Annotated in this window: 18 protein-coding genes and 5 pseudogenes; 11 read left to right on the top strand and 12 right to left on the bottom strand. The window is 58.7% G+C overall.

The window, feature by feature from the left end:
* Positions 1 to 60: 60 nt before the first annotated feature.
* The 4 genes from dld to ACP15P_RS22085 all read right to left on the bottom strand — a co-directional run bounded on the left by dld (position 61) and on the right by ACP15P_RS22085 (position 6194).
* Complete coding sequence (gene dld / locus ACP15P_RS22070) at positions 61 to 1755, bottom strand: D-lactate dehydrogenase (RefSeq protein WP_424930624.1); 1695 nt, start codon at positions 1753 to 1755, stop codon at positions 61 to 63.
* Positions 1752 to 2963, bottom strand: coding sequence for an alpha-hydroxy acid oxidase (locus tag ACP15P_RS22075; RefSeq protein WP_424930625.1), 1212 nt, complete (start codon positions 2961 to 2963; stop codon positions 1752 to 1754). The genes dld and ACP15P_RS22075 overlap by 4 nt, the downstream gene beginning before the upstream one ends.
* Positions 2964 to 5030, bottom strand: a complete 2067-nt coding sequence (locus ACP15P_RS22080) for a TRAP transporter large permease subunit (RefSeq protein WP_424930626.1) — start codon at positions 5028 to 5030, stop codon at positions 2964 to 2966.
* Between the two features lie 114 nt (positions 5031 to 5144).
* Positions 5145 to 6194 carry a TRAP transporter substrate-binding protein gene (locus ACP15P_RS22085; protein WP_424930627.1) on the bottom strand — a complete coding sequence of 350 codons (1050 nt, stop codon included), beginning with the start codon at positions 6192 to 6194 and terminating at the stop codon, positions 5145 to 5147.
* 338 nt (positions 6195 to 6532) lie between these two features.
* On the opposite strand from ACP15P_RS22085, the gene ACP15P_RS22090 reads away from it, so the two are divergent.
* Positions 6533 to 7318 (top strand): FadR/GntR family transcriptional regulator, encoded by a 786-nt coding sequence (locus tag ACP15P_RS22090; protein WP_424930628.1) that lies wholly within the window; start codon positions 6533 to 6535, stop codon positions 7316 to 7318.
* Between the two features lie 137 nt (positions 7319 to 7455).
* Here ACP15P_RS22090 and ACP15P_RS22095 read toward each other — a convergent pair.
* Positions 7456 to 8202, bottom strand: a pseudogene (locus ACP15P_RS22095) (helix-turn-helix domain-containing protein); the annotation flags it as partial.
* A 171-nt stretch (positions 8203 to 8373) separates the two neighbouring features.
* On the opposite strand from ACP15P_RS22095, the gene ACP15P_RS22100 reads away from it, so the two are divergent.
* A complete protein-coding gene (locus tag ACP15P_RS22100) occupies positions 8374 to 9084 on the top strand; it encodes a helix-turn-helix domain-containing protein (RefSeq protein ID WP_424930629.1) in 711 nt (236 codons plus the stop codon).
* On the top strand, positions 9081 to 10115 hold the full coding sequence (locus ACP15P_RS22105) for a TniQ family protein (protein ID WP_424930630.1): 1035 nt from the start codon (positions 9081 to 9083) through the stop codon (positions 10113 to 10115). The genes ACP15P_RS22100 and ACP15P_RS22105 overlap by 4 nt, the downstream gene beginning before the upstream one ends.
* Here the strand turns inward: ACP15P_RS22105 and scpB (ACP15P_RS22110) are convergent.
* Together scpB (ACP15P_RS22110) and ACP15P_RS22115 are read right to left on the bottom strand one after the other, a co-directional pair.
* Positions 10099 to 10698 (bottom strand): SMC-Scp complex subunit ScpB, encoded by a 600-nt coding sequence (gene scpB / locus ACP15P_RS22110; RefSeq protein WP_424930631.1) that lies wholly within the window; start codon positions 10696 to 10698, stop codon positions 10099 to 10101. The genes ACP15P_RS22105 and scpB (ACP15P_RS22110) overlap by 17 nt on opposite strands.
* Positions 10699 to 10701: 3 nt before the next feature.
* The gene (locus tag ACP15P_RS22115) at positions 10702 to 11586 is read right to left on the bottom strand and encodes a DUF1403 family protein (protein WP_424930632.1); all 885 of its coding nucleotides are present in this window, start codon (positions 11584 to 11586) and stop codon (positions 10702 to 10704) included.
* Positions 11587 to 11740: 154 nt separating this feature from the next.
* Here ACP15P_RS22115 and ACP15P_RS22120 point away from each other — a divergent pair.
* Positions 11741 to 12762, top strand: a pseudogene (locus ACP15P_RS22120) (integrase).
* Between the two features lie 153 nt (positions 12763 to 12915).
* On the opposite strand, the gene ACP15P_RS22125 reads toward ACP15P_RS22120, so the two are convergent.
* Complete coding sequence (locus ACP15P_RS22125; RefSeq protein ID WP_424930633.1) at positions 12916 to 13950, bottom strand: ParB N-terminal domain-containing protein; 1035 nt, start codon at positions 13948 to 13950, stop codon at positions 12916 to 12918.
* Entirely contained in the window at positions 13947 to 15257 is a 1311-nt protein-coding gene (locus ACP15P_RS22130; protein WP_424930634.1) for an AAA family ATPase, read from the bottom strand. The genes ACP15P_RS22125 and ACP15P_RS22130 overlap by 4 nt, the downstream gene beginning before the upstream one ends.
* A gap of 369 nt (positions 15258 to 15626) precedes the next feature.
* On the opposite strand from ACP15P_RS22130, the gene ACP15P_RS22135 reads away from it, so the two are divergent.
* From ACP15P_RS22135 to ACP15P_RS22165, 7 genes and pseudogenes are all read left to right on the top strand, one after another.
* Positions 15627 to 16325, top strand: coding sequence for a DnaA N-terminal domain-containing protein (locus tag ACP15P_RS22135; protein WP_424930641.1), 699 nt, complete (start codon positions 15627 to 15629; stop codon positions 16323 to 16325).
* A 137-nt stretch (positions 16326 to 16462) separates the two neighbouring features.
* A pseudogene (locus ACP15P_RS22140) lies at positions 16463 to 17346 on the top strand (DUF1403 family protein).
* 2 nt (positions 17347 to 17348) lie between these two features.
* A complete protein-coding gene (gene scpB, locus ACP15P_RS22145) occupies positions 17349 to 17963 on the top strand; it encodes an SMC-Scp complex subunit ScpB (RefSeq protein WP_424930635.1) in 615 nt (204 codons plus the stop codon).
* 112 nt (positions 17964 to 18075) lie between these two features.
* Positions 18076 to 18915 (top strand): annotated as a pseudogene (locus ACP15P_RS22150) (IS3 family transposase); the annotation flags it as partial.
* Between the two features lie 181 nt (positions 18916 to 19096).
* Complete coding sequence (locus ACP15P_RS22155) at positions 19097 to 19696, top strand: helix-turn-helix domain-containing protein (RefSeq protein ID WP_424930636.1); 600 nt, start codon at positions 19097 to 19099, stop codon at positions 19694 to 19696.
* Positions 19689 to 20906: a type II toxin-antitoxin system HipA family toxin gene (locus ACP15P_RS22160; protein WP_424930637.1), complete on the top strand. Its 1218-nt coding sequence runs from the start codon at positions 19689 to 19691 to the stop codon at positions 20904 to 20906. The genes ACP15P_RS22155 and ACP15P_RS22160 overlap by 8 nt, the downstream gene beginning before the upstream one ends.
* A 12-nt stretch (positions 20907 to 20918) precedes the next feature.
* Positions 20919 to 21722 carry an AbiJ-NTD4 domain-containing protein gene (locus tag ACP15P_RS22165; protein ID WP_424930638.1) on the top strand — a complete coding sequence of 268 codons (804 nt, stop codon included), beginning with the start codon at positions 20919 to 20921 and terminating at the stop codon, positions 21720 to 21722.
* 38 nt (positions 21723 to 21760) lie between these two features.
* Here ACP15P_RS22165 and ACP15P_RS22170 read toward each other — a convergent pair.
* The 3 genes and pseudogenes from ACP15P_RS22170 to istA all read right to left on the bottom strand — a co-directional run.
* Positions 21761 to 22600: pseudogene (locus ACP15P_RS22170) on the bottom strand (IS5 family transposase); the annotation flags it as partial.
* Between the two features lie 143 nt (positions 22601 to 22743).
* On the bottom strand, positions 22744 to 23472 hold the full coding sequence (istB, locus tag ACP15P_RS22175; RefSeq protein WP_424929791.1) for an IS21-like element helper ATPase IstB: 729 nt from the start codon (positions 23470 to 23472) through the stop codon (positions 22744 to 22746).
* Positions 23405 to 24758: IS21 family transposase (istA, locus tag ACP15P_RS22180; protein ID WP_424930639.1), on the bottom strand; the 1354-nt coding region annotated here is incomplete at its 5' end. The genes istA and istB, both read right to left, overlap by 68 nt.

The following is a 24758-nucleotide window of genomic DNA, read 5'->3' on the forward strand; positions in this document are numbered from 1 at the left end:
TGTTCTGTCCACTCCCGCTGCCAACAGCAGTACGGGCAGCAGATGCGATTACAACATTGGTCATTGGATTTGGTCCTCGGCATAGTTGCGGGCTTTCGACGTTTTGCCAATCCCGGGATTGAATGAATTGGTGGGGTCACAGGTCTTGTAGTGCGCAACGAGATCGGGCTTGGCCTTGTACAGGTGCCCGACATTGTGCTCGGCGGGATATTCCGCGCCACGCTGATCAAAAAGCCTAAGCATTTTGGCTTTCACCGCCTTGGGATCACATCCCTTTTTGACAACGTAATCCTGATGCATCACGTGACACATGAAGTGCCCGTAATAGAGTTTGTGCACGATTTGCGCGTCTATCTCTGGCGGCAACACCTCGAACCAGTCTTGGTCATTGCGGCGCAGGGCCACGTCAAGCGCGATGATGTCTTCGACCTCGTTTGAATGGATCGCCATGTAGCGCACAGCGGCTCCTGCGGCGGCAAAGCGGTGCAAACCTGCAATTTTGGCTTCGCGCTGGGTGCATTCAAAGAAGCTCGCATCGCGGCCTCCAAGGAATTTGGGCAGCCAGGCCTTTGCCTCATCAATGCCGCTGTTCTTCATCTTGAGAATCAAGTGATGCTCATAGGTATCGCGAAACGCAGTCATCCGTTTGGGCAACACGCGGGGCCAGAGCTTGGCGGCGATCTGCATCGCGCGATCCGTAAAGTTGCGTAGGAACGGCACGCTGCGCAGCCGCGCATCAATCGCCCCTTTAATGGCAAAGAACATCGGCAGACGATCGGTGCCCAGCTTGTCAATCATGACAACAGTGTCTTTGCCGTAAACCTCGGTGATGTCGAACACCTCGCGGTGAACATATTCGGCTGACACTGGTAGTGATGCGAAATTCGCTAGAATTTGGCGTCGGAGGGCGGCCAGGTCAGTGTGATCATTGGTGCCAATGTAGAACACCTGCTCCGCATCGTTTTTAAGGAAGGTATCCAGACGCACGGCGAATACGCCCAGTTTCCCGGCGGATCCAGCGGCCTCATATAGCTTGGATTTATCCGCGTTGAACCGCGCCGGGGTGGCTGCGTCTACATCGCGCACAATTCGAGCGTAGTCACTTGCAGAGGCCCGCTTGTTGCTGGCCTGCGGGTTTGGATAATAAGTACCGTTTTCAAGGTTGGTCAGGATCTCTTCAGGAGTTGCCCCCAGATCGATTCCCAGATGGTTGACCAGCTCCAGCTGACCCTCTGCCGTGATCTGCGCATACAGCGACAGTTCAGTATAGACGGGCCCGCGTTCCACAAGCGATCCGCCAGAGTTATTGCAGACCCCGCCAACAATCGACGCACCGATGCAAGACGAGCCAATCACCGAATGCGGCTCTCGGCCCAGCGGAGCAAGCATCTTTTCCAACTTGAAAAGAGTCGCACCCGGGAAGGACAAGGCCTGTTGCCCATCGTTCAATAGCCTCAGCTTATCCATGCGGCGCGTGTTGATCAGCACCACATCGCGGTCATATGAACCACTGGGGGTGGAGCCTTCGGTCAGGCCGGTGTTGGCGGCCTGCATGATCACGATCTTGTCGGCCTCGACACAGGCTTGCAGCACTCTCCACTGCTCGAGCAGCGTGCCAGGGCGCAACACGCACAGCGCCTCACCCTCGCCCGAGCGGAATCCGCGGCGAAACCGCTCTGTCGCCTTCAGACCGGTCAGCACATGACGACGACCGACAATGCTGCGGAACCGTCGGATGAGGGCGTCGTTGGTCATACCGCTACCGCTTGCCGTTGATTGCTGCTGGTCTGCGGGATACCCCGCAGGTTTTCACGGCTCAGCTGGTCGACACGGGTCACGCCCATAAGTTTCATGTCACGCTCAATCTCGGCGCGCAGCAGGCACAATGCGCGTTCCACGCCCGGCTGGCCCGCCGCCGCCAAGGCATAAAGGTAGCCACGCCCGATCCCGACCGCCTTGGCCCCCAGCGACAGCGCTTTGAGCACATGGGTGCCGCGCTGGATGCCGCTGTCCATCATCACATCGATCCGATCACCCACGGCGTCCACAATTTCGGCAAGTTGATCAAACGGCGTGCGTGATCCATCCAGCTGACGCCCGCCATGGTTTGACAGAACAACCCCGGTGCAGCCAATCTCGGCGGCGCGACGCGCATCTTCGACCGTCATGATGCCCTTGAGGCAGAACTGCCCGTCCCAATCGCGCACCATTTGCGCCACGTCGTCCCATGTCATGCTCGGGTCGAGCATTTCGCTGAAGTAGCCCCCGATGGAACTGGCCCCGCCGCTCATATCAACATGATCTTCCAGCTGTGGGAGGCGGAATTTTTCGTGGGTGACATAGTTAACGCCCCACATGGGCTTGATCGCGAATTGAATCATTCCGCCCAAGGTCAGGCGAAACGGGATTGAAAAACCGGTGCGCAGGTCGCGTTCGCGGTTGCCGCCGGTGATCGAATCCACCGTCAGCATCATCACCTCGACACCCGCCTCTTTGGCGCGCTGCATCATGGCAGCGTTCAGGCCCCGGTCCTTGTGAAAGTAGAACTGGTAGACCTGCGGTGTCTTGTGCTTTTTGCGCAATTCCTCCAGCGATACAGTGCCTAGCGACGACACGCCAAACATTGTCCCATGCTTTTCCGCCGCTGCTGCAACCGCGCGTTCACCCTGGTGGTGGAACAGGCGTTGCAGCGCAGTGGGTGAGCAATAGATCGGCATATCCAGTTTCTGGCCCATCACGGTCACCGACATGTCCACGTCCGACACACCTTTCAGAACTGAAGGAAGCAGATCACAGTGATCAAAGGCGCGGGTGTTGCCCCTCATCGTCACCTCATCATCGGCACCGCCATCGATGTAGTTAAAGATGGGCCTTGGCAGGCGCCGCTTTGCCAATGTCCGGAAGTCGTGAAAGTTGTGACATTGAGACAATCGCATGATCTTTCCTCCGTTCTCCGATGACAATCAATAGGCGACCGAGGGCAACCAGGTGGCAAGCGCGGGCCACAGGAAGACAAGCGCCAGGCCGGTCAGCTGGAGCAGCACGAAGGGGATCACGCCGCGATAGATGTGCATGAGGCTGATCTCTTTCGGGGCGACGCCCTTGAGATAGAACAACGCAAACCCCACAGGCGGCGTCAGGAACGAGGTTTGCAAGGTCACCGCGACAAGGATCACGAACCACACCAAGGAAGGCTCATCAATGACGCCAAAGCCGGGGATGTCCATGCCAAGGCCGTTCACGATCGGGCGCATCAGCGGCAGCACGATCAGGGTAATCTCGATCCAGTCGAGCACAAAGCCCAGCAGGAAAACGATGAACAGAATGAAGATGATCGTGCCCGTCGGCCCAAAGCCGGTAGCGGCAATCATGTGCTCGATGAGTTCATCTCCGCCAAGTTCGCGCAGGACGTAGGAGAAGACCGTGGCCCCAAGGAAGATCGCGAAAATGTAAGCGGTTGTGTTGAATGTAGACACCAACACATTGACCAACTTCTTCAGCGTCAACTTGCGGTAGCCCAGAGCCAGCAAAGTCGCGCCCAATGCGCCGATGCCAGAGGCCTCGGTGGGTGTTGCAAGGCCGGCAAAGATGGACCCAAGAACAGCAAGGATCAAACCAAGTGTCGGGATCACCGCAATCAGCACCGCTTTGACAGCGTCCCAGTCAGGGGTCTTGGCACCTTCGGGCACCGGGGCCACATCAGGTTTGATCAGCGCGATGATAAAGATGTAGGTTAGGTACAAGCCACCAACGATCACACCGGGAAAGACCGCCGCCATGAACAGATCACCCACAGACAAGGCCATCTGATCGGCCATGATCACAAGCATGATCGACGGCGGGATCAGGATGCCCAAAGTGCCGGACGCGGCAACAACACCGGACGCCAATGTGGGGGAGTATTTCTGCTCCATCATGGAAGGCAGCGACAGGACGCCCAGCAGAACAACAGAGGCACCGATGATGCCGGTCGAGGCGGCAAGAATGATGCCGATCATGGTCACCGTGATGGCCAGGCCACCGCGGGTCTTGCCAAACAGACGCTGCATCGCGGTCATCAGCTTTTCGGCGACGCCGGACTCGTCCAACATGAGCCCCATGAAGATGAACATCGGCAAGGCAACCAGAACCGCATTTGACATGGTCGCATAGACCCGGTTCACGACTGCGCCCAGGGTCAGGTAGTCAAGGCCCGTCAGCGTTTCTTCAAGTCCGGTCCAGTTCATTGCACCGTTGTCAAAAAGATACGCGAGACCACAGTAAGCGACACCAACACCCGCCAGCGTCCACGCGACAGGGTAGCCCGTGAACAGCAGCGCGATGAAGGTCACAAACATCGCGATGACCAGCTTTTCTTCTGTGGTCTCAACCACAAAGGTCAGCGCAGTGGCAACAACAGCAAAGCAAAGCAAGGCGATGACGATCAGGCGCAGGCCCTTGCCCACCCGTTCATGTTCGTAGTTGGCGAACAGGGCGTGCACATCGTGGATCAACCGCGCAAGGGCGGCTATAGCCAGGAGAACGAACGAAATCGGGATTACCGCTTTGAACGCCCAACGCCCCGGCAGACCCGTTGGGCTGGACGAGCGTTCATTCACCCGCAGGCTTTCGTAGAAATAGTCGTAACCCTGGTCGATCATCAGGTAGATAAAAGGCACCAGGAGCGTCAGGATACCGATGACTTCGATGATCCGTTGAGAGCGACGGCTGAGTTGCATGTGCAGCAGATCAACCCGCACGTGGCTGTCGGTGACGAGGGCATAAGAGATGCCGACCATCGTGACGAGCCCATAAAAGTGCCATTGAATTTCGTCGAGTTTCGGGAAGTTCTGGTTCACCAGGTAGCGGAACAAGACCTGTGCAACGATGGCTGCAATCAACGCAATATTGGCCCACATGACCACCTGGCCGATGCCTTTGACAGATCTGTCCAATGCAACTGCGACCGCCTGTGTGTCCGTTTCAGGATGCTCCAGAATGTCTTCATAGACTTGGATCGGATCGTCTGTGTTCTTGCCCTGGTTGACCATGGTCCCCTCCCGGTGTCTGTCAGCGCATGCAAAACAGACTTAAAAAATCGTAGATGTTGAGGATGAAATGCGTGTCGAGTGGCAGCTAACGCTGCCACTCGAATGCGGTAGCGCTTACTTGCGTGGCAAGAAGGCGTTTTCTTTCCAAGTCTTATAACCTTCACGGAATTCCGTCATGTCGGCAAGAACCTTGGCAAAGAAGGGATCAGCAGCAGCTTCTTCTGCGGCGACTTCGTCCCATGTGGTACGAAACGTGTCGAGCATCTCCGGTGACCATTGTTTGATGATCACACCATTGTTTTCGACGTTGTCGATCAGAACTTCGTGCTGGATCGCTTCACCTTCTGCAAAGCTGTCTGTCATGGAACCCTTACACGCATTCTCGATAATCGCCTGATGCTGTTCGGACGTTTCGTTCCAGACGTCTTTGTTGATCAACAATTCAAAAACTGTCGCCTGCTGGTGCCAGCCGGGGAAGTAGTTGTACTTGACCAGTTTGTGAAAACCCAGTCGCGCGTCGATGGCAGGCATGGAGAATTCAGTTGCGTCAATTGCACCCTTTTCCAAGGCGGGGAAGATTTCGCCGCCGGGCAGTAGGGACGTTGCAACGCCAAGTTTCTGCATGACTTTGCCACCCAGACCAAAGAAGCGCATTTTCAAGCCCTTCAGGTCTTCGGGAGAATTGATTTCTTTTGCGAACCAGCCGGATGTCTCTGGCGCGATGATCGCGCAGGGCAGCACGTGGACGTTAAAGCCAGCTTGGTCGTACATTTCTTGATACAGCGTCATGCCGTTACCGTAGTAGAGCCACGCCATGTATTCCCCAGCTTCCGGGCCAAACGGCACGGCAGAGAACAAAGGTGCCGCCGGGATATTACCCGCCCAGTAACCAGCTGTTGTGTAACCAGAGTTGATCTTGCCCGAAGAAACGGCATCGAGAATTTCGAATGGCGGAACCAGTTTGCCCGGCTCATACACCTTCATCTGCAATGTACCGCCTGACATAAGGTCCAGTTGCTCTGCCACGCGCGGGATTGGCGAACCCAAGCCAGGCAACGCGGTTGAGAATGCAATAGGTGTTTTCAACAGCAGCTTGTCTGCGGCAACCGCTGGCGCGCCAAGAAGGCTCGCGGCGACTGCAAGGCTTGTAAGGGTCTTATTCATTTAGGTTTCCTCCAGGTTGGGTTGGGGCCTCCTGCCCCATGAAACAGCGCGGATGATCCGGCACCTTGGTAGTGGTAAATAATATTAACCACACTGATCAGTCAACAACTTTATTTACCACTGAGACCAAAGGAGCGAACCGCACTACCCACCTCCTAACCTTGCCAGCTTTTGAGGCTTCAAAGATTTGATCTAGCTCAAACGTATTATTATCATTTATAATCATCGTGATAATTCGACACACTGGCTGATGAGTCATAGGGTTGCACTGCGTAGATTAAAGGTTATATTTGTTTACCATAACCTCTTTACCGAACTCCCATTCAAAGGTTTTCCTGATGACACCCACATCTCTTTTCGAACCAATCGGACACGAATCCTTGGCCGATGCTGTGGTTGCACAGATTGAAGAACTGATTGCCGCGGGTATCCTGAAGCAGGGGCGTAAACTGCCATCAGAACGGGATCTGGCTGAAAGCCTGAACGTCTCACGGCCAAAACTCAGAGAAGCGCTGCACGCTCTAGAGGAAAGAGGTCTGGTTCAGATCCGTCATGGAGAAGGCACATTTGTCGCCGCACTCACCGGGCAAGCGATGCTGCCAGCTTTGTTGTCGCTTTACGGTCGTCACGAACCGGCGTTCTTTGACTATCTTGAGTACCGGCGCGAACAGGAAGGTTTCGCTGCACGCCTAGCAGCGCAGCGCGCAACCAAGTCAGACAAGGCCCGCATCGCCGAGATTCTCCAAGAGATGGAACGCGCTTGGAGGGAGCAGGACTCTGAAGCTTCGCGAGAAACGGACATCGCACTGCACACTGCAATCGTAGATGCCAGCCAGAACGCGACACTCATTCATATGATGGCGTCAATTTACGATCTGACCCGACAAGGCGTCTTTTACAACCGTGACTTCCTGCGTACGATTGATGGCACAGGGAAAGAGCTGTTTGATCAACATGTCGGGCTTGGGCAAGCTGTAATAGAGGGTGACGAGGCGCGCGCCGAAACCGCTGCTCTTGAGCATATTAACTATGTAGAAAAGTCATTCCGCATGGGCATCGAACAAAAACAACGCGAGGCCATGGCTGAGAAACGTCGACTGCTTTCCAGATCCGCATCAAAGTAGTTGGATATATCTGAAATTCACACGCTGGGATCCATGTGCAGCTTCGCTGGTTACTTCCTAAACTGGTCAGACCAATGCCTGCAACTAGGTGAACACAAGCGGGCTTATGCGACTTCTGGCTAGCGTGCGTGCATGCTCTAGGTTTTTATCCGCCACATTCGATACCGCCCCTGCCCTGTCACCTCGCGGATCAAATCGCATTCGTCCATCCACGCCAGATTGCGCTGGACGGCGGCGCGACTGGCTCCAGTCATGGTTTCAGCCATTGGGGCGGACACCAAAGGCCACTGGGAGAAAGTTTTTCGCAAGGCGACCGGCGTGCGGCCCGACAAATGCGCCATGACGTTCTCTGCCCGCCCAGTCCACTTTTCAATATCGTCAAGTGTTCGCATCGCTTTGAGAATGGCACTTTCCGTCCCCTCCAACCAGCGGGCCAACCGTTAGGGTGGCAAGCCCGAGGCACGCAGCCCCCCTACCCCGCCCATAGCGAGCGGTGCAAATATGGCACCGCTTCCATCGCTGGCCGCGATCCTTGAGGCGGTGACTGCGGCTTCGATTTGGTCTCCGTGTTGCCCGAGACCCGCCAGGCTCCAGAGATGAAAGCCCATGCAGGCCCGCGTGATTGGGTGGAGATCGGCTGCGGCTGTCATTACGTCCAGCCATCCACTGGCGCGATCCTTGAGGCGCTCAGCGCTGTCATCAATGTTCTCGGGATCGCGGCGATCCAGGAATGTGGCCAAGTCATCTTTTGGTCCGGGACCGCCTGTCAGGCGCCGAACAGCCCATCCAACTCTTGCCAGGGCATTTGGGTCATCCTGTGCGCCCGAGAGCCGCATCGATACCCAGAGCGCCAGACGATCAGAACTCACCCGATCCCCTCCGAACCTGTCGCAATTGCTTTGCCGTTTCTTCAAAAAGTTCTTACAGGATTCCAGTAGGATGAAGCGTAATCCGACGTGGTATTTCACGTTTCGATTTCAATCTATAGCTCGCGTTTCAACAAGCGAGAACATGGGGCAGAAGATGGGGTTTAGAAACCGTGGAGCGGCCGGTTCATGACGCTGCGCGAAAACGAAGCGTCTGACGAGGCTTGGGCCAAGGCAACGCGTATCGCGCGAGAGCTGGGTCGCATTTTGGACGGGCAAGAGCCTGTGCGTACCGCAGTTGCTCGCGCCGCATCCGAATTGCGTCTCTCGACGCGCCAAGTCTACAACCACCTGCGCCGATACCGCACCGAGCGTCGGGTTTCTTCGTTGTTGCCAAAGACTGGTGGGGCGAGGCGCGCAAGGATCAGCCCGGCTGTTGAAGAGATCATTGCGGCAACGCTTCGGGAGCTTTGGCTTCGGCCCGAGCAACCGGACCTTGCGCCGATTGTCGATGAAATCCGCACCCGTTGTGTAAGCGAGGGTCTTGATCCGCCCGCCTATGTCACCGTTTCCAAACGTATCCCACGGCTGTTCACGCCCGAGGAGATTGCACGACGGCGACATTCAGGAGGGAAAAGCCTGCGACGTCTGAAACCCCGCCCAGTCTATATCCGAGCCAAGCACGCACTCGATGTCGTCCAGATAGACCATACCCCTGCCGACATCATCCATGAATTGTCAGAGGGCTTGATCGGAGAGGTCGTCGATATCGTGAGCAGCGCGGCCATCAAGGCGATAAGGAACGGCGAGGAACAAATTTCTGAAGCGACCATTACCTCGCTTGGTTACACGCCCCTGTCGAAACGCCGAAATGCGCCTTTTCGCCGCGAAATGATGTGAACCAGTCTGCGTCCGAGATCACAGTCACACCTGCGCGCGACTACGGCAATGAGGTGGGGCAAGGCTGGCCCGGCGTTGTTGCACCGGCACCCGGAGAGCTTCTGTCGAGCTGGCTGCATCGGCTGGCCATGGCCAATGGAATTCCACCTCAATATTTTGGGCGGGTTCTGGATGTCGCAGTTGGAGATTGGTCTGCGAAGCTTGACCGAGACCTTCCCGGGCGAATCCTCAGTTTGCTGGTCGAGCGAACCCGGTTGCCCGCCGAGGAGATTGATGGCCTGGCTTTGCACCGCGACCCGCTGGCCCGGTTGCGACTGCGGCAGATCACAGGATCAGGAGATGCCCGCACATCGACCGCTCGGGTCAATCGCCTGCAATATTGCCCGGCATGCCTGAAAGAGGATCGCGCACCGTTCTTCCGGCGCGGCTGGAGCCTGGCGACGCGCGTTTCCTGCTTTCGGCATGGATGCCGCTTGCGCGATCACTGCCCTGCCTGCGGCGGCGGCATTGCGCCTGCTCGACAGAACCGGCTTCTGCCGCAACATTTCTGCGTCTGGTGTGATGCTGATCTCCGAAAACCCACCCTGCCCGCCGAGTATGATGTGCAGCGTCTCGAACGGCTCATCGACGATTTGCTTCGAATGCATGTTGCAGGACATGGACGGCATGGAAAGACATCCCTGCCCGCCATGCTTGGGGCGGCTTGTTTCACGTTCAATGGCCAGCCGACGTCAATTTCGCGCTTGCCGCACCGGGTCCGCTACGCATTGTTCCGCCAGTTGGCCGATGGAATGACGCACCTCCAAAAACGTTCCGTGCATCCTGCAATTTACCTCTGGACCCGCATTGCACTGGCTGCGCCCAAGCATTCCGACTTGGTGGCATCATTGAGTGCAGAGATCACGTTACAGATCACACCGGGACCAAAGACGCGCTCCAGACATCCTGATTTGGCGGACTTACAACAGGTCATCGTTCGCCTTCATTCAAACCGCCGCACATCATTGGCAACGGCTATGCCTGCGCATTGATGACCCCTGCATCCTCTAGCCACTCCCGATCCGGCAAGTCCTGCAAACTCTCCAACCCGAACGCGACTAAAAACTGCTCGGTGGTCACAAAGGTATAGGGCGCGCCGCGCCGGGGTGCGCGCGGCCCCGTTCCGATCAATTCCCGCGCATGCAGCCGCCCGATCAGGTCGCGGCTGACCTCCTTGCCAAAGATGTCCTTCAGCCCGTCGCGGGTGATCGGCTGGTGATAGGCGATCGCGGCCAGCACGGCGACATCGAACTCGCTCAAATCCAGCAACTGGTCGCCAACATCCGCCGCAGCGCGGATCGCGGGCGCATAGGCGGGCCGCGTCCGGAACATCCAGCCGTCTGCGACCTTTGCCACCTCAAACGCCCGCCCTTCCAGCTCGGCGGCCAGATCCTCGATCAACAGGTCGACCGAGGCCCCCTGCCCCACGACCCGCGCCAGATCTTCGCGCGCCACCGGTGTGGCGCTGGCAAACAGCACCGCCTCGATCCGGCGCATCCATTCGCGCCAGCGCAGGTCCGGCGGCAGGTCCGACAACTCGCGGTCAAGCTTTGGCTCTGATCTATTCCGGGTCATCGCCTAGACCCCATACAGCCGGAAGGTGTCGCGCCCGGTCAACTCGTGCACGGCACCAAGATCAACCAGCCGGTCGCACAGCCGCCGCGCCGCCCGGTCCGGCAGCGGCAGCGCCGAGGGTGCCACGGCATCGCGGGTCAGGAACATCTGCACCGCCTCCCCTGCCCCTTTGGCGCGCAGCTTGGGTGCCACGGATTTGAGATGCGCAGCGCGGCGGGCCATATCCGCAGCCAAGCGCACAGCCTCGATTGCCGATGCGATGGCCGCGCGATGACAGGCCAGCGCCAAGTCGTCGCCGCGCTTGCGCAGATCGCCGCGCTTCAGGCCCGCCGCCAGCAGCGGCACGGCAGTATCCCAGCCAAGTGCCTGCGCCAAAGCCGCATCCGCGAGGATCAGCGCCGCAACGTCCGCGCGCGGTGCCTGCGTCAAAACCGCCGCCAGCACCGTGGCCGCGCGCGTCACCGGGGCGCCCTGCCCCGCATCAAGCCAACCCGCAAGCCGCGCCCGATCAAACGTTGGCAAGGCTCGGTGCAAAGCTTTGACCGGCACCGGTCGTTCAACGGCGCGCCGCCAAGACAGATAGACCTCTCCGGCCGGGCCGGGGCTGTCCCCGGGGCGCAGCAGATGCACCGCGTCGCGCAACTCGGCCGCCCGCTCTGGCCGTCCCGAAAATCCGACACAGGTCTCTGCCGCGCGCAGCGCGAGCCTGTCCCGCAACAAGGTTAGGGGGACACAGTCCCGCCCCAACACAAGATGCAGTTGGGCCAGGGCCGCGCCCGACAAAAACGCCACATCTTCAGGGGTTTCGGCACGGACCGAGGTGACCCAGGCGGGCATCCGGGGTATCGTATCCAGGTCGCTGTTGTGATCGGGCCGGGCAAATGTCATGCCGGAAGCCTACATCGTCGCGGCGCTTTCCACCAGCAAATAGCACATAAACCGCCCTGCTTTGCCAAATCCTGTGATGTCCAATAAGTTTTTTATCGGACATAAAAAATTTTACGACAAAGCAGTTCAATTTTATCGCCGGAGCTAGTGGATAATGACCTCACATACCGAGAAATCGACGTCAGCGCCCTCTGATGAACTAGATGATGCTTGCTTCGACGAAAGAGGGCAAGAGGAAAGCGATAGCATCGCCCTGCCCTCCCATGTCGCCGGTTCCGGCACCCTCGACCGCCTCTTCGACACCGCCCGCGACTACGCCCGTGCTGCTGGGTCCGAGAACACTCTGAAGGCTTATGCCAAGGACTGGGCGCATTTCGCCCGCTGGTGTCGGATGAAGGGCGCAGAACCGCTGTCTCCGTCGCCCGAGATGATCTATCTCTATCTTGCGGACCTAGCGTCCGGTTCGGGCCCCTTCACTGCGCTCTCGGTCAGCGCCATCGACCGCCGCCTGTCAGGTCTCGCTTGGAATTATGCGCAGCGCGGGTTTTCCCTTCGCAAGGACCGCCACATAGCGACGGTGAGGGCCGGGATCAAACGCAAGCATCCGCGTCCGCCGGTGCAGAAGGCGGCGATCCTGGCTAACGATATCCTCGCGATGGTCGCTACCCTGCCCTATGACCTGTGTGGTCTGCGGGATCGGGCGTTCCTGTTGCTCGGCTTCGCTGGCGAGATTTTCGACAAGGGCGCTCTGCTGACGTTGAATGAGAGGACCGGCTGGCGCGAGGTCGAGATCGGACGCGGCACCAAAGAATCTGCCTGCCCCGTCCATGCGCTCGAGCAATGGCTGCACTTTGTAAAAATTGATTTCGGACCGGTCTTCGTCGGCACTTCACGCGATGGAAAACGCGTATCTGAGACGCGCCTAAACGACAAACATGTCGCACGCTTGATCAAGCGCACGGTCTTGGATGCGGGCATCCGATCCGAGATGCCAGAGAAGGAGCGGCTGGCGCTTCTTTCGGGTCACTCGTTGCGCGCCGGACTCGCCAGTTCGGCAGAGACCGACGAGCGTTATGTGCATAAACACCTCGTTCACGCTTCCGCAAAAATGACTCGCCGCTACCACGTCGCCGCGACCGTTTACGTGTCAACATGACCAAGGCGACGGGTTTGTGAATTGGACCAACTCCGCAGAAACAATGCCGCCCAAGCGCATGCGGCCACGGCATACCATCAAAGCCCCGTCTCAATAAAGAGGCTCATTGCTCTAGCACTCATGGTAACCCACGGGTTACACGCGGTTTGCAGGCAAGTGGCGTAACCCGTGGGTTACGACCCTTTAAGCACTTCATCGAACGCTTCTATCGCACGCTGAAGCAGCTTCCGGTCAACAGACGAGAAATCAACTTCTGACAAGATACGGCACTCTCCCTTACGGGCGGTAACCTTGGAACGACCCACATGAAACTCGTATTTCACATTACGCTCTACTCGTCGGGGCTTCGCCGGCTGGACCGCGCCGGCATCCGCAAATCGGCGTAACACATTTGCCTGAGCCTCCGGCGTTTCAGACATGCTCAATTCATCCCGAAGCGCCTGAACTGCGTCCGGCTCGGCTTGGAGCCGCCTGGACACCTCAACACCCAGATTTCGTGCGACAGCCTTTGGAAACGGCAAGGCTCCTTCAAGGTGCTGCAGAAGGTGCACAAAGCTTCGGATATAGCTTCGCTTCATCTTATGCAGCGAAGAATAGATGCGGCTCACCAGATCCGCCGCGCCCTCACCTTCCTCCTGCGCAGCGATGATCGCCACCTGCGCCATTTCGGCAAAACTCAGGTCCTCCCGGATGACATTCTCTTCGACCATGTCGATGTAAAGATCGATCCGGCTGGCCGCATCTTCATCGATACGCGCCGTGACATGCGCGAAACGCTCGTCTGCGGTCTCCTTGAAGAGCTGACGCATCGCGGTCAAACGCCGCCAGCCTTTCTTGAGCTGATAGCCGCTCTCGGTGACAAATACCTCGATGGGTTCTTTCTGGCCCCGCTCCCGGATGGAGGTTTTAAGTTCTTCCATTTCGTCCGAAGCCGCCACGGCATCCAGGTCCAGTCGATCACGGGGCAAACCGTCCGTTAGGATCGCGTCGAGAGCGATCTCCACAAGCACCCGCCCTTCGCCCTTTGCGCGGCGCCACTCCTTGGCATCCGCGGCATTCAGGCGGCGCTGCTCGACAAGGTTTTCGGTGCTTTCCTCCAGACTGCCCGCGGCTTCTCGCACCGCAGCACCCATCGGTCCGACCTCACGCCGGCGTTTGGGGGCAGGCGGCGTTTCCAAGGGCGCAAATCCGAACTTGTTCTTGCTCATGCCTCAACCTCCTCTTTCGTATCGCGTCGCTCCCACGCGTTCAGAAACACCTGCTTGAACTCGTCATAGGCGTTGTCGAAACTCTGCCGCGCCCGCTTCCACGTTTCGCGTGTCATCTGGCGATAGTCCTGTTCGTAGACCGACATCTGAAACCGCCCGGATTGCTCAACCGCACGGGTCATCTCAATGGGGTTGCGACAGACGTCGGCGCCAAAGACATTCTGAAACGCTTCCAGCATCGCGGAATGCAACGGGTTAGCTGATTCGAACCGCGTCATCAGAAGTCGGACGTCGTCGAAGGTCTTGGGCAGTTGAATCCCAGCATCACGCGCAATTTTGGCGTATCCGGCCGAGATATCCTCCAACGCGTCGCCCAGCTGACCGAGGAAGCTGGTGGTACTATCGTACTCCCAGTAGCCAGGGCCAGAAGGGATATACAGGATGTCGGCAGCGAAAGCCGCATTTAGCGACTGGTACCCGATGGCCGGGGGACAATCAAAAATGATTAGGTCGAACTGATCGTCGGGCAGCTCGTCAAGATAGCGTGCGACGCAGCCAAAAAAACTCCAGGCCTTGTGCAGAGCGCGGTATTGCGCGCTGGCGAATTCCACAAATGCCGCATTGGCACAGGACGGGATTATGTCGATGGTCGGCCAGGCAGTTTTCTGTATGAAGTCCTGAACCCGCTGGGCACCAATGGACTGAACGTCACCGGGTAATTCGTCGGCAGTGGGGTAGGGGCAGTCGGCAGGGTCGTCATAAGCGCGGGCGATCCGGTCCGCCTCGCGGCACAGGTCGCGGCACATGATACCCCAGACCGTGTTCCACTCTTTGACCTCGACTAATCCCATTGAATGCGTAAGCGTGGCCTGCGGATCGAAATCCACCACGAGCACTCGGTAACCATCAAGCGCCGCCGCGTTAGCGAGGTGTTGCGCCACTACGGTCTTGCCCACCCCGCCCTTGAAATTGGACACCGCAACCCGCATCGCGCGCCCGGCGGGGCGCTTGGGCAACAATGCCTTGCCCCGGAAACGCACTCGGCGGCGCAGCTCGTTGATCTCGGACAAGGTGAACCAACGCTGGCGTCCGTCTTCTTCAGTGACGCCCTGCGGCAGAGATGGGTCTTCCGCCAGTTTCTTGCGCAAAGTATCGGCAGGAACTCCGAACATGAACTGGCTGATTTCCCAGATGGAGAAGGGCCGCAGGGTTTTCTCTTCCGAGGGCGAGAAAGTCGCCTTGCGCACGGCTGCCTGTTGGACAAGGCTTCTTTCGTTCATGGATTGAAGGTTGGAATGATCTCGCATGGCCTCACTCGCGTTTTTTGCTATTGATGACTGAATAACCCGATTTTCAGGAAGGACAAAACGCAAATTCCGAAAATTCGCGATTTTCGGTTCGATCTAAGGAAAATACGCGAAATCTGTGGGACCGGAGCAACGATTTGGGTGACAGGACATGTTTAAATACAGTACTTAGGGTGACAACATCCGCTCGATAAGGTGACACCAAACTGTCACCCATTACCTATAAACCAATATTTTTAGATTTTTTTGGAGATCTCGGCCAAGTCCCGTATTTTGAAACCTGTTGACAAAATACGCGATTGATGGACATTTAACCACAGAAAGGGAATCGGACGTCAGAGACGATCCCTGAGGCAACGAGTGGCAAAAATGGATGCGAAACGGTTTACGGGACCGCAGGCGGGTTCACAGAAGTACGACATCCTTACCGCGCTTTCTGTCGCAGGACTGAATGGCACGGCAGGGTTCCAGACATCGATGCTTCGGCTCGTTGCCTTGGTCACTGCCCGGTACAATTGGTCACGAGACGAGTTGACCGTGGGCCAACGGGAGATGGCGCGTCTCTGGTCGGTCGATGAGCGAACGGTCAAACGCGAAATCAAACGGCTGACCGCAGTCGATATTCTGATGCAGATTCGTCCCGGCGTGCGGGGCAGGGTGGCGGCCTACCGTCTGAACGTCGCCGAAATCCACCGTCTGAGTCAGCCGGTCTGGGAGCGGGTTGGTCCGGATTATTCCGACCGCATGGCGCGGCAAACACCAAGGAAGACATCCGAAACCGTTGTTCGCGTGGATTTCTCGACCGGACCAAAGACCGACGCGCCTGTCCCAACGGGCGAGGCGGCACCTTGGGCTCGGATTCTTGGGCGTCTGGAGAAACTTGAGCCCGGCCTCTTCAGACATTGGTTCTCCTGCTTGGCTTACACAAAGATTGATGCCGGGGTGTTGATCTTACGCGCACCATCCCAGTTCCTGGCGCAGTATGTGAAAACGCATCACATGCGACTTCTCCTTGGGACCGCTCAGTTAGAAATACTCGACTTGCGACGTGTTGAAATTCAAACTTAACAGGCAGGTCCCGAAAAAGTGCTTTCTTTAAGTCCGATAATCGGCGGGACTTATTGGATATAAGTGTGAACAGCAAGGCGAGGCGGATTGTGAGCTATTATCTGGAAGAAAGCGCCGCGCTGTTGTAGGCTCCATGCATGACATTTGCCCGGCACGGCCACATCGACGACCTGGACACGCTACCCCGGATGCCCGCCTGGGTCACGTCGCCCCGTGCTGAAACCCTTGAAGATGTTGCGTTTTTGTCAGGCGCCGCGCTGAATCACCTGCATCTTGTGTTGGGACGCGAGGAAGTGCCCCAAGCCTTGTTGCGGGACCGGCTCGCGCTGCGCGCGGCCGAGGCTTGTGTCGCGATTTCTGGTCGGCCTGAGCGGGAAAGGGACCTGCGCGACGCGGTACATGTTCTGCGGCCCGGTGACTTGCCGGGTCCGGCGGGCAAACCTACCTGGTCTGGCGGCGCGCGGTGGAGCGGCCGGTGTCGATCAAGGCTCTAGGCCGAGCCTTGCCGACCTTCGAGCTGGGCCAGATTGCTACATGGCTCGATACGGGAAAGTGGGCGCCGGTGACCCGCGCCGCGATGGCGCTGGAAGCCGTTCTGCGCGAGGCGCCACGTGCAGACGATGCAGCGCTGATCCTCGCGGATGCGGTCCTCGCCCAAGTACTCGGTTGGGATCATCTCGTGCCGCTGTTGGCTCCGGGCCTAAAACGTGCCGACTTGCGCAGGCAGGGCGATGACCTTCGCTTGGCTTGTCATCGGGGACTCATCTCTTCAGCGGTCGAAGCTGCCAAGCAGGCTGCCGACCTCGCGCGTCGGGCGGCGCATTTCAAGGCAGTCGCGCCGAAGCTGCGGGCCAAGGGGGCAGGGGATTCCGTTGACATGTTCCTGACCCGCGATGCCGTGGCGCCTTCGGCCTTGCCCTTGCCGGATCGCGCTGCGCGGCGGCTCTGCGACCGGTTGGTCGAACTCGGAGCGGTACGAGAGCTGACCGGACGCGACACCTTCCGGCTCTACGGGGTGTAAGGATGGCCAAGGATCGTCCGGAATCAGACCTAGACCGCGAGTTGACCGACCTGCCGCCGGAGTTGCGCTGGCGCGAATGGATGCGCCGGATCGAGGCTGTGCTTTTTGCCTCCACCACGCCGGTCGTCCGCGAGGATCTGGCGCGGGTGGTGGGGCAGGGGGCCTCGGTCGATGTGCTGGTCGAGGACTTGGCCGCGGATCTGGAGGGGCGGGCATTTGAGATTGCCAAAGTGGCTGGGGGATGGATGTTCCGGACGCGACCCGCCTACACGTCGGCAATCCGCGCCGCGGCGGATGTCGGTGATCAATTGCTGGATCTGAATGAATTCGACGTCGCGGTCTTGGCAGCCTTCGCCTGGCACCAGCCTATCACCCGCGACGGGCTGAAGGACATCTTCGGCAAAGAGATCAGCCGTGACCTGATCGGGCGGCTCCATGCGCGCGGGCTGATCGGGACCGGGCCACGGACGCCCCGGCGCGGGGCTCCCTATACCTTCGTGACCACCGATCACTTCCTCGTTGCCTTCGGGTTGGAGAGCCTTCGCGATCTTCCAGATCGGGAACAGCTGGTGGATGCGGGGGTTGTGGAGGAGCCACTTCAAGTCGGCGTCGACTGACGAACTGGAATCCTTGGCACAGAGATCATCCCGACTTTGCTCTTGCGGATGCTACCTTGGGGCATCATCGTCAGTCGTGGTGACATCTGGTCGGGAAAGCTTGATAGACGTGTTGACCGGTCTGCACCGGTCCGTTTTCCAGTATCAAAAGCAGGATCAGGGCGATGTGGCCCTGCGCAAACGGCTGCGGGAGCTGGCCAACGAGCGCCGCCGTTTTGGCTACCGGCGGCTTCACATCCTGTTGGCCAGAGAGGGGTTCGAGGTTAACCACAAGAAACTGTTCAGACTCTATCGCGAAGAAGGCCTTGCGGTGCGCCGCAGGCGGTCACGCAAACGGGCGTTGGGGACACGCAGGCCGATCCTGGTGCCTGATCGCCCCAACCAGCGCTGGTCGCTGGACTTCATATCCGACGCCTTTGCGGACGGTCAAAGGTTCCGCGTGCTGTGCATTGTCGACGATTGCACGCGCGAGGCCCTGGCAACCGTTGTGGACCGCTCGCTGTCCGGTGCCCGCATGACCCGTGAACTGAATGATCTGGTCCTCAGGCGCGGCCGGCCAGAGATGATTGTCAGCGATAATGGAACCGAAATGACATCCCATGCCGTGCTCCGGTGGTGCCAGGATACTGGCGCCGTCTGGCACTACATCGCCCCCGGAAAGCCAATGCAAAACGCATTTGTCGAGAGCTTCAATGGCCGCCTGCGGGACGAATGTCTGAACGAACATATCTTCGGCAATCTCGCTGAAGCCCGGAAAATCATCGAAAACTGGAGGATCGATTACAATACACACAGACCACATACATCGCTTGGCGGGCTGGCTCCTGCTGTCTACGCCAAACTCAAACGTTCCGACCGGCCTGCTTCGCCCGAGCTCCGCAATGGCTCCGCTCAGCAGGCCTTGACCGCAAACCAGTCAGTGAAAACAAATGTGAACGGATTCTACACCTGAGCGGCCCGGATCAGGGGGCTGGGTCACTTTTTTTTGGCAAGTGACTCCTTTGTTGCTTGATACATAAAAGCACATCGTTCACATGACTTGATGTGGAATTATAGATCAATCTTGAAGTCTGCTTCGTTGAGTGATATGTTTGTGCATATCATAAATTGGAAACGAAACAGCAAGACAGATCATGAGCTACGCAACGGAGTACATCGCAGAGTCGCTCAAAGCCGCGCGGGAACGCAAGGGGCTCTCTCAGCGCGCGCTCAGTGCGAAAGCGGGGGTTCCACAGAGTCACATCTCCAAGATCGAGAGAGGGGCGGTCGATCTGCGGCTATCCAGTTTGGTCGAGCTTGCACGTGTACTTGATCTGGAATTGACTCTGGTCCCGCGCAAGAAGCTGCCTGCCGTTCGGGCGATCATTCGCGGCGATGATGATGGTCACCGTGACGTTCAGAGCGCGCGTAAGGCGACGAACCTGTTGCAGCGCTTCGATGACCAGATAGCAGCGCTTCCCAGTGAAACGCTCTCTGAGATTGCCGTTCAGGAGTTGCAGCGCCGGGCGCGCGAGCTGATGCACTTCAAGCTTTCAGCCGATGATCTTGTTCATTTGCAGGAAGCGTCTGCTGCCATGCAGGAGTTCCTGAGCGATCCGCGCAATCTGGAAGCGGTCGAGCAGGCGCAGAGCCAGTTGCGCATGTTGCGCAACGCACTCGCCCATGGGGCGGGTGCATCTGCACCATCCTTGCCGCGTCCGGCCTATCGTCTGGATGGTGACGATCATGGCTGATGTTAGTGTCCTTGAAGTCCTGCTCTACGGAGAGCCGATAGGTACGCTGACGCGGGTCAGCGGTGATACCTCGCTCTTTACTTTCTCTGAAGACTATGTCGCCAATGCGGGCAGGCCGGTTCTGAGCCTCGGCTTCAAGAATGAGCTTGGCGAACTGACGACCGATTTCGGTACGCAGAACATGCACTTGCTGCCCTTCTTCTCCAATCTTCTGCCCGAAGGTCACATGCGGGACTATCTCGCCGAGCGCGCGGACGTGAAGCCCGTCCGTGAGTTTTTCCTGCTCTGGGTTCTCGGCGAGGACCTTCCCGGCGCGGTCACTGTTCGGCCTGCTGATGGTGAGGCGTGGCCTCCCGATGTTGATGACGGTGATGATCATCATGATGATCATCGCGAACAGGCGCTGAGGTTCTCGCTGGCAGGCGTTCAGTTGAAGTTTTCCGCCTTGGGAGACAAGCAAGGCGGCCTTGCGATACCGGCCAAGGGGGTTGGCGGCTCCTGGATCGTCAAGCTACCGGCGCAAGGGTTCGATGCCGTCCCCGAGAATGAATTCTCGATGATGACGCTCGCACGCCTGTGCGGCATGGATGTTCCGCCGATAAGGCTGATCGATGTTGCCGACATCGGCAACCTGCCCGAGGGCATGGACAAGGTTGGCGGTCAGGCGCTGGCGGTCGAGCGGTTTGATCGTCTGAGTGATGGCAGTGCCGTCCACATTGAGGACTTCGCGCAGGTCTTTCGCGTCTATCCCAACGACAAGTACGAGAAGGCAAGCCAGCGCAACATGGCACAGGTACTGGCCGCTGAATGCGGAGAGGACGACATCGCCGAGTTTATCCGGCGGCTGACCTTCAATGTGCTGATCGGCAACGCTGACATGCACCTCAAGAATTGGTCGCTGATCTATCCGGATCGTAGGCAGGCAGCGCTCGCGCCGTGCTACGACTTTGTCTCGACCATTGCCTACATAGAAGACGACAAGGCGGCGCTCACCTTTAGCCGCACCAAGAAGTTCTCCGGGTTCTCGAAGGACGAGCTATCGCACCTGGCTGCGAACGCCGGTCTATCCGAGAAGCTGGTTCTGGGAACCGCGCGCGAGACTGTCGCGCGCTTCCATGAGCACTGGCAGGCCGAAAAGGGAAACCTGCCGCTGACCGCGGATGTGATCAAGGCGATTGAAGCCCATTTGCGCACAGTGCCGATAGCGTAGGGGATTGGCAGAATGGCAGAGAGTTTTTCGAACCGGCACGGCTACCGCAGCGCAGACGCGGAGATTACCGTTCACGAAGACGCGCCCGAAAACCTGCGCTATGCGATCCTGCTGATCGGGCAGGACATCGGCATGAGTCCGTCCGCCATGCGCCGGATCATCTGTCAGGTGTTGCTCGTTCCGCCTGACCGGAACAACTGGTCGGAGCACCCCAACATCTGGGAAGAGGTCGTCGGGCTTGTTGCCGACTGTCCCTGGTACAAGGTCTATGACATCGCCGAAGCGTTCCATGCGACACTCGCGCAAGGGTTCAACGACAATGCAAGCAGGTTCGATGACCGGCTGAACCAGTTTTTTGTCGAAAATGGCATCGGCTGGCATATGAACGACGGCCAGATTGTCTATCGCGGCTCCGAAGCATTTACCGGCGCGACACGAGAGGCCGTCGAAATCCTGGAACAAACCGGGCGCAGTGCCGCCGCACGCGAGATCCATGAAGCACTGCGTGATATTTCACGGCGGCCGGAGCCGGATGTGACTGGGGCAATCCAGCATGCCTGCGCCGCGATGGAAGCAACCTCGCGGGATCTGGCCGGCGATCCCAAAGCAACATTCGGTCAGCTTGTAAAGCGATTGGACCTTCCAAAACCTCTTGATACCGCAGCCGAGAAACTGTGGGGCTATGCGTCCAACATTGCTCGTCACGGGCTGGAAGGACAGCAGGTTGATACGCCGGAGGCCGAGCTGGTTGTCAGTGTAGCCTGTGCGATCTGCACCTATTTGGCCAAACGCGCGGTGACAGACGATGTTGCATGAAGACGGTTCGGGCCACGTCTGCCCCTTTCCCCGTTTTGTTATGCGACACGCTCATAGGTCGCACGACCCAGACGGGTCATGCGGTTGAGGGCTTTTACTGCGATCCTGGTTTCGGTTGTCTGGGTCTCCATTTTACGGCTGCGCAGGTCCGGTCCGATGACCTGTTTGTAGCGCCCGATCTGGGCCTCGCCGCGTGATCTCTGGCCATAGTCGGTGGCCTTCTGACAGGCCATTCTGCCGCCCTCCGCGATCATCTCGAGATGAGCATTGCGTCCGGCGCAAGCACCCGGGACAGCATTCTTAGGTGGTGGAATGATCAACTCGACATCCGGACCAAACGCTCGCCGGATCGTTGCGGTGGTCGGCGCACCGTCATAGGCTCCGTCGCCGATGAAACGGCGCACTGGACCGGCCACCCCAGCCAGCAGGTCAGTCAACGCGCCGGGGTCCCCGACATGTTCGGTTGTCAGGCATGAGGTGACGAGCTCCCCGCACTCCGGGTCGAAGCCGATATGCAGTTTGCGCCATGTTCTACGGGCCTTTGGCCACCCGTGTTTCTCCTGCATCCAGTCACGGCCACCGTGGACACGCAACCCTGTGCTGTCCACAATCAGCGTGATCGGGCCACTGACTGTCCGGGTGTCTGGCGCGATCTCGCGTAGTGGCGCACGTCGGCAAAGCGTCGAGTAATCCGGCACGGCAAGCTCCAGTTCCATGAGCCGCAGCAGACTGCGCACGAAGCCTTGCGTTTGCCGAAGCGGCAGGCCAAACACCACGCGCAATGTAAGACACAGCTCGATCGCCAGATCTGAGTACCGCTGCTGAGCACCGCGCTTGCCCGAACGTGTCGCCCACCAACCACGCACCGCATCCTCGCTGAACCAGACCGTCTGTCAATCGGCATCCAATCTTAACCCCTCATCGGCGTCCAAAATTGACCCCCCTGGTGCTAAGCTGGCCCGGTGCTGCGCAGTCTCCGATTACCGCAGCGGCGCCGGGCCAGTGTGGGGGCGGCCTGGTATTATGCCCGGTTTTTGAAGCGCCAGCTTTCGTTGCCGGTTTCGACGATCTCGCAGTGATGCGTCAGCCGGTCGAGCAGCGCGGTTGTCATCCTGGCGTCGCCGAAGACGCTTGGCCATTCACCGAATGCCAGATTGGTTGTGACGATTATCGAGGTGCGTTCGTAGAGCCTGCTGATCAGGTGGAACAGGAGCTGGCCGCCGGTCTGGGCGAACGGGAGGTAGCCGAGTTCATCGAGGATCAGGAAATCCAAGCGCGATATCAAATCGGCGGTTCGTCCCTGACGCTCGGCGCGGGCTTCGGCGTCCAACTTGTTTACCAGATCGACGACATTGAAGAACCGCCCGCGCCGCCCGTTCCGGATGCAAGCCCTGGCGATGCTGACGGCGAGATGGGTTTTGCCCGTTCCGGTGCCGCCGATCAGGACCAGGTTGCGCTGATGATCAAGGAAGTCCCCGGCGGCCAGATCACGGATCAGGGTCTCGTTGACCTCGGCTGCTTCGAAGTCGAACTCTTCCAGTTCCTTGGCCAGAGGCAGTTTGGCGATGGTCATCTGGTATTTGATCGAGCGGGCCTGCTTCTCCGAGATCTCAGCCGTCAGCAATTCGCCGATGATCTGCTGGGGCTCATGCTGGCGTTTGACGGCGGTGGTCAGAATCTCGTCATAGGCGGCTCTCATCCCGTAGAGCTTCAGCTTTCCCATCGCGTCGAGCACGTCTGAGCGTTCCATCTGTCTGTCTCCTCAAGCTGTCATATCGGTCGCAATTCGCCGTGGGTTCGCAGTTCAGCCGCAGCGCGTCCGGTGTGGTGATTGTCAGGGGTGGCGGCGGTTCCCGGTGGCGGGCCAGGATGTTCAGCACGACGCCCGCAGAATGGACGTTGTGGGACAGCGCCTCGGTACAGGCGGCTTCTACAGCATCAATGCCATCCGTCATCACAGCGCTCAGGATCTCGACCATCTGGCGGTCGCCGCCGGGCTGGCGTTCCAGCTTACGCTGCACCCGGCGGATCGCAACCGGCAGGTCCCACTCCTTGAATGGCGTACCGTTACGAAGGGCGCCGGGCTTGCGGGCCAGAACAGGTATGTAATGCAGGGGATCGTAGACGGTGTTGTCGCGCCCGAAAGCACGCGCATGGCGACTGACGATCCGGCCATCCTGCCAGCATTCCATCCGATCTGCGTAGGCTCTGATCTCGACCGGCCGCCCCACGGCACGGGCGTCAACCGAGTATCTGTTTTTGTCAAACCGCACGAGGCAGGTCTTGGAGACAGACGCCGTAACCGCGTGGAACCCATCGAACGGGCCAACATAGGGCACGAGGCTCGGGCGCTCTTCTTCGAACACCTCCCAGACCGTTTTGTCCCGCATCTCAGGATGCGTGTTCGCCCGGGCATGGGCCACGCAACGATCTTCCAGCCAGGCATTCAACTCGGCATGGGATTTGAACTTCGGGCGCGGCACAAAGAACCGCCGCCGGATCACGCCGACCTGGTTCTCAACCTGACCCTTCTCCCAGCCCGAGGCAGGCGTGCAGGCAACCGGATCGACCAGATAATGCCCGCACATCTGCTGGAAACGCCGGTTATAGGCACGGTCCTTGCCGACAAAGATCGCATCAACGGCGGTCTTCATATTGTCGTAGATGCCCCGCGCACAGGCACCGCCAAAGAAGGCGAACGCCCTGTCGTGCGCGTCGAACACCATCTCCTGGGTTTCACGGGGATAGGCCCGGACATATGGCATCCTGCTGTAGCACAGGCGGACATGGGCAACCTTGACCGTCACCGTCACGCCATCGAGGATCACGATCTCATGGCTCCAATCGAACTGGTAGGCTTCGCCCGGATCGAAGCTCAGCGGAACATACGCACTGGCCGACGCTTCCCGTGTCGCCTTCGACCAGCCCGCCGCATATCGGCGTATCGCATCATAGCCGCCTCCATAGCCACGGTTACGCAGTTCCTCATAGATCCGGATGAGCGTCAGGCGTTCCCGCTTCGGCCGCCGGACGTTC

The sequence above is a fragment of the Amaricoccus tamworthensis genome, from assembly GCF_049800875.1.
Lineage (GTDB): Bacteria > Pseudomonadota > Alphaproteobacteria > Rhodobacterales > Rhodobacteraceae > Amaricoccus > Amaricoccus tamworthensis.

Bases quoted from the DNA above. Each gene is read 5' to 3' on its own strand.
- ACP15P_RS22165 (WP_424930638.1), top strand. From the start codon at position 20,919: ATGGCAGAGAGTTTTTCGAACCGGCACGGCTACCGCAGCGCAGACGCG.
- ACP15P_RS22090 (WP_424930628.1), top strand. From the start codon at position 6,533: ATGACACCCACATCTCTTTTCGAACCAATCGGACACGAATCCTTGGCC.
- ACP15P_RS22160 (WP_424930637.1), top strand. From the start codon at position 19,689: ATGGCTGATGTTAGTGTCCTTGAAGTCCTGCTCTACGGAGAGCCGATA.
- scpB (WP_424930631.1), bottom strand. From the start codon at position 10,698: ATGACCCGGAATAGATCAGAGCCAAAGCTTGACCGCGAGTTGTCGGAC.
- dld (WP_424930624.1), bottom strand. From the start codon at position 1,755: ATGACCAACGACGCCCTCATCCGACGGTTCCGCAGCATTGTCGGTCGT.
- scpB (WP_424930635.1), top strand. From the start codon at position 17,349: ATGGCCAAGGATCGTCCGGAATCAGACCTAGACCGCGAGTTGACCGAC.
- istB (WP_424929791.1), bottom strand. From the start codon at position 23,472: ATGGAACGCTCAGACGTGCTCGACGCGATGGGAAAGCTGAAGCTCTAC.
- ACP15P_RS22125 (WP_424930633.1), bottom strand. From the start codon at position 13,950: ATGAGCAAGAACAAGTTCGGATTTGCGCCCTTGGAAACGCCGCCTGCC.
- ACP15P_RS22085 (WP_424930627.1), bottom strand. From the start codon at position 6,194: ATGAATAAGACCCTTACAAGCCTTGCAGTCGCCGCGAGCCTTCTTGGC.
- ACP15P_RS22100 (WP_424930629.1), top strand. From the start codon at position 8,374: ATGACGCTGCGCGAAAACGAAGCGTCTGACGAGGCTTGGGCCAAGGCA.
- ACP15P_RS22115 (WP_424930632.1), bottom strand. From the start codon at position 11,586: ATGACATTTGCCCGGCCCGATCACAACAGCGACCTGGATACGATACCC.
- ACP15P_RS22155 (WP_424930636.1), top strand. From the start codon at position 19,097: ATGAGCTACGCAACGGAGTACATCGCAGAGTCGCTCAAAGCCGCGCGG.
- ACP15P_RS22135 (WP_424930641.1), top strand. From the start codon at position 15,627: ATGGATGCGAAACGGTTTACGGGACCGCAGGCGGGTTCACAGAAGTAC.
- ACP15P_RS22130 (WP_424930634.1), bottom strand. From the start codon at position 15,257: ATGCGAGATCATTCCAACCTTCAATCCATGAACGAAAGAAGCCTTGTC.
- ACP15P_RS22080 (WP_424930626.1), bottom strand. From the start codon at position 5,030: ATGGTCAACCAGGGCAAGAACACAGACGATCCGATCCAAGTCTATGAA.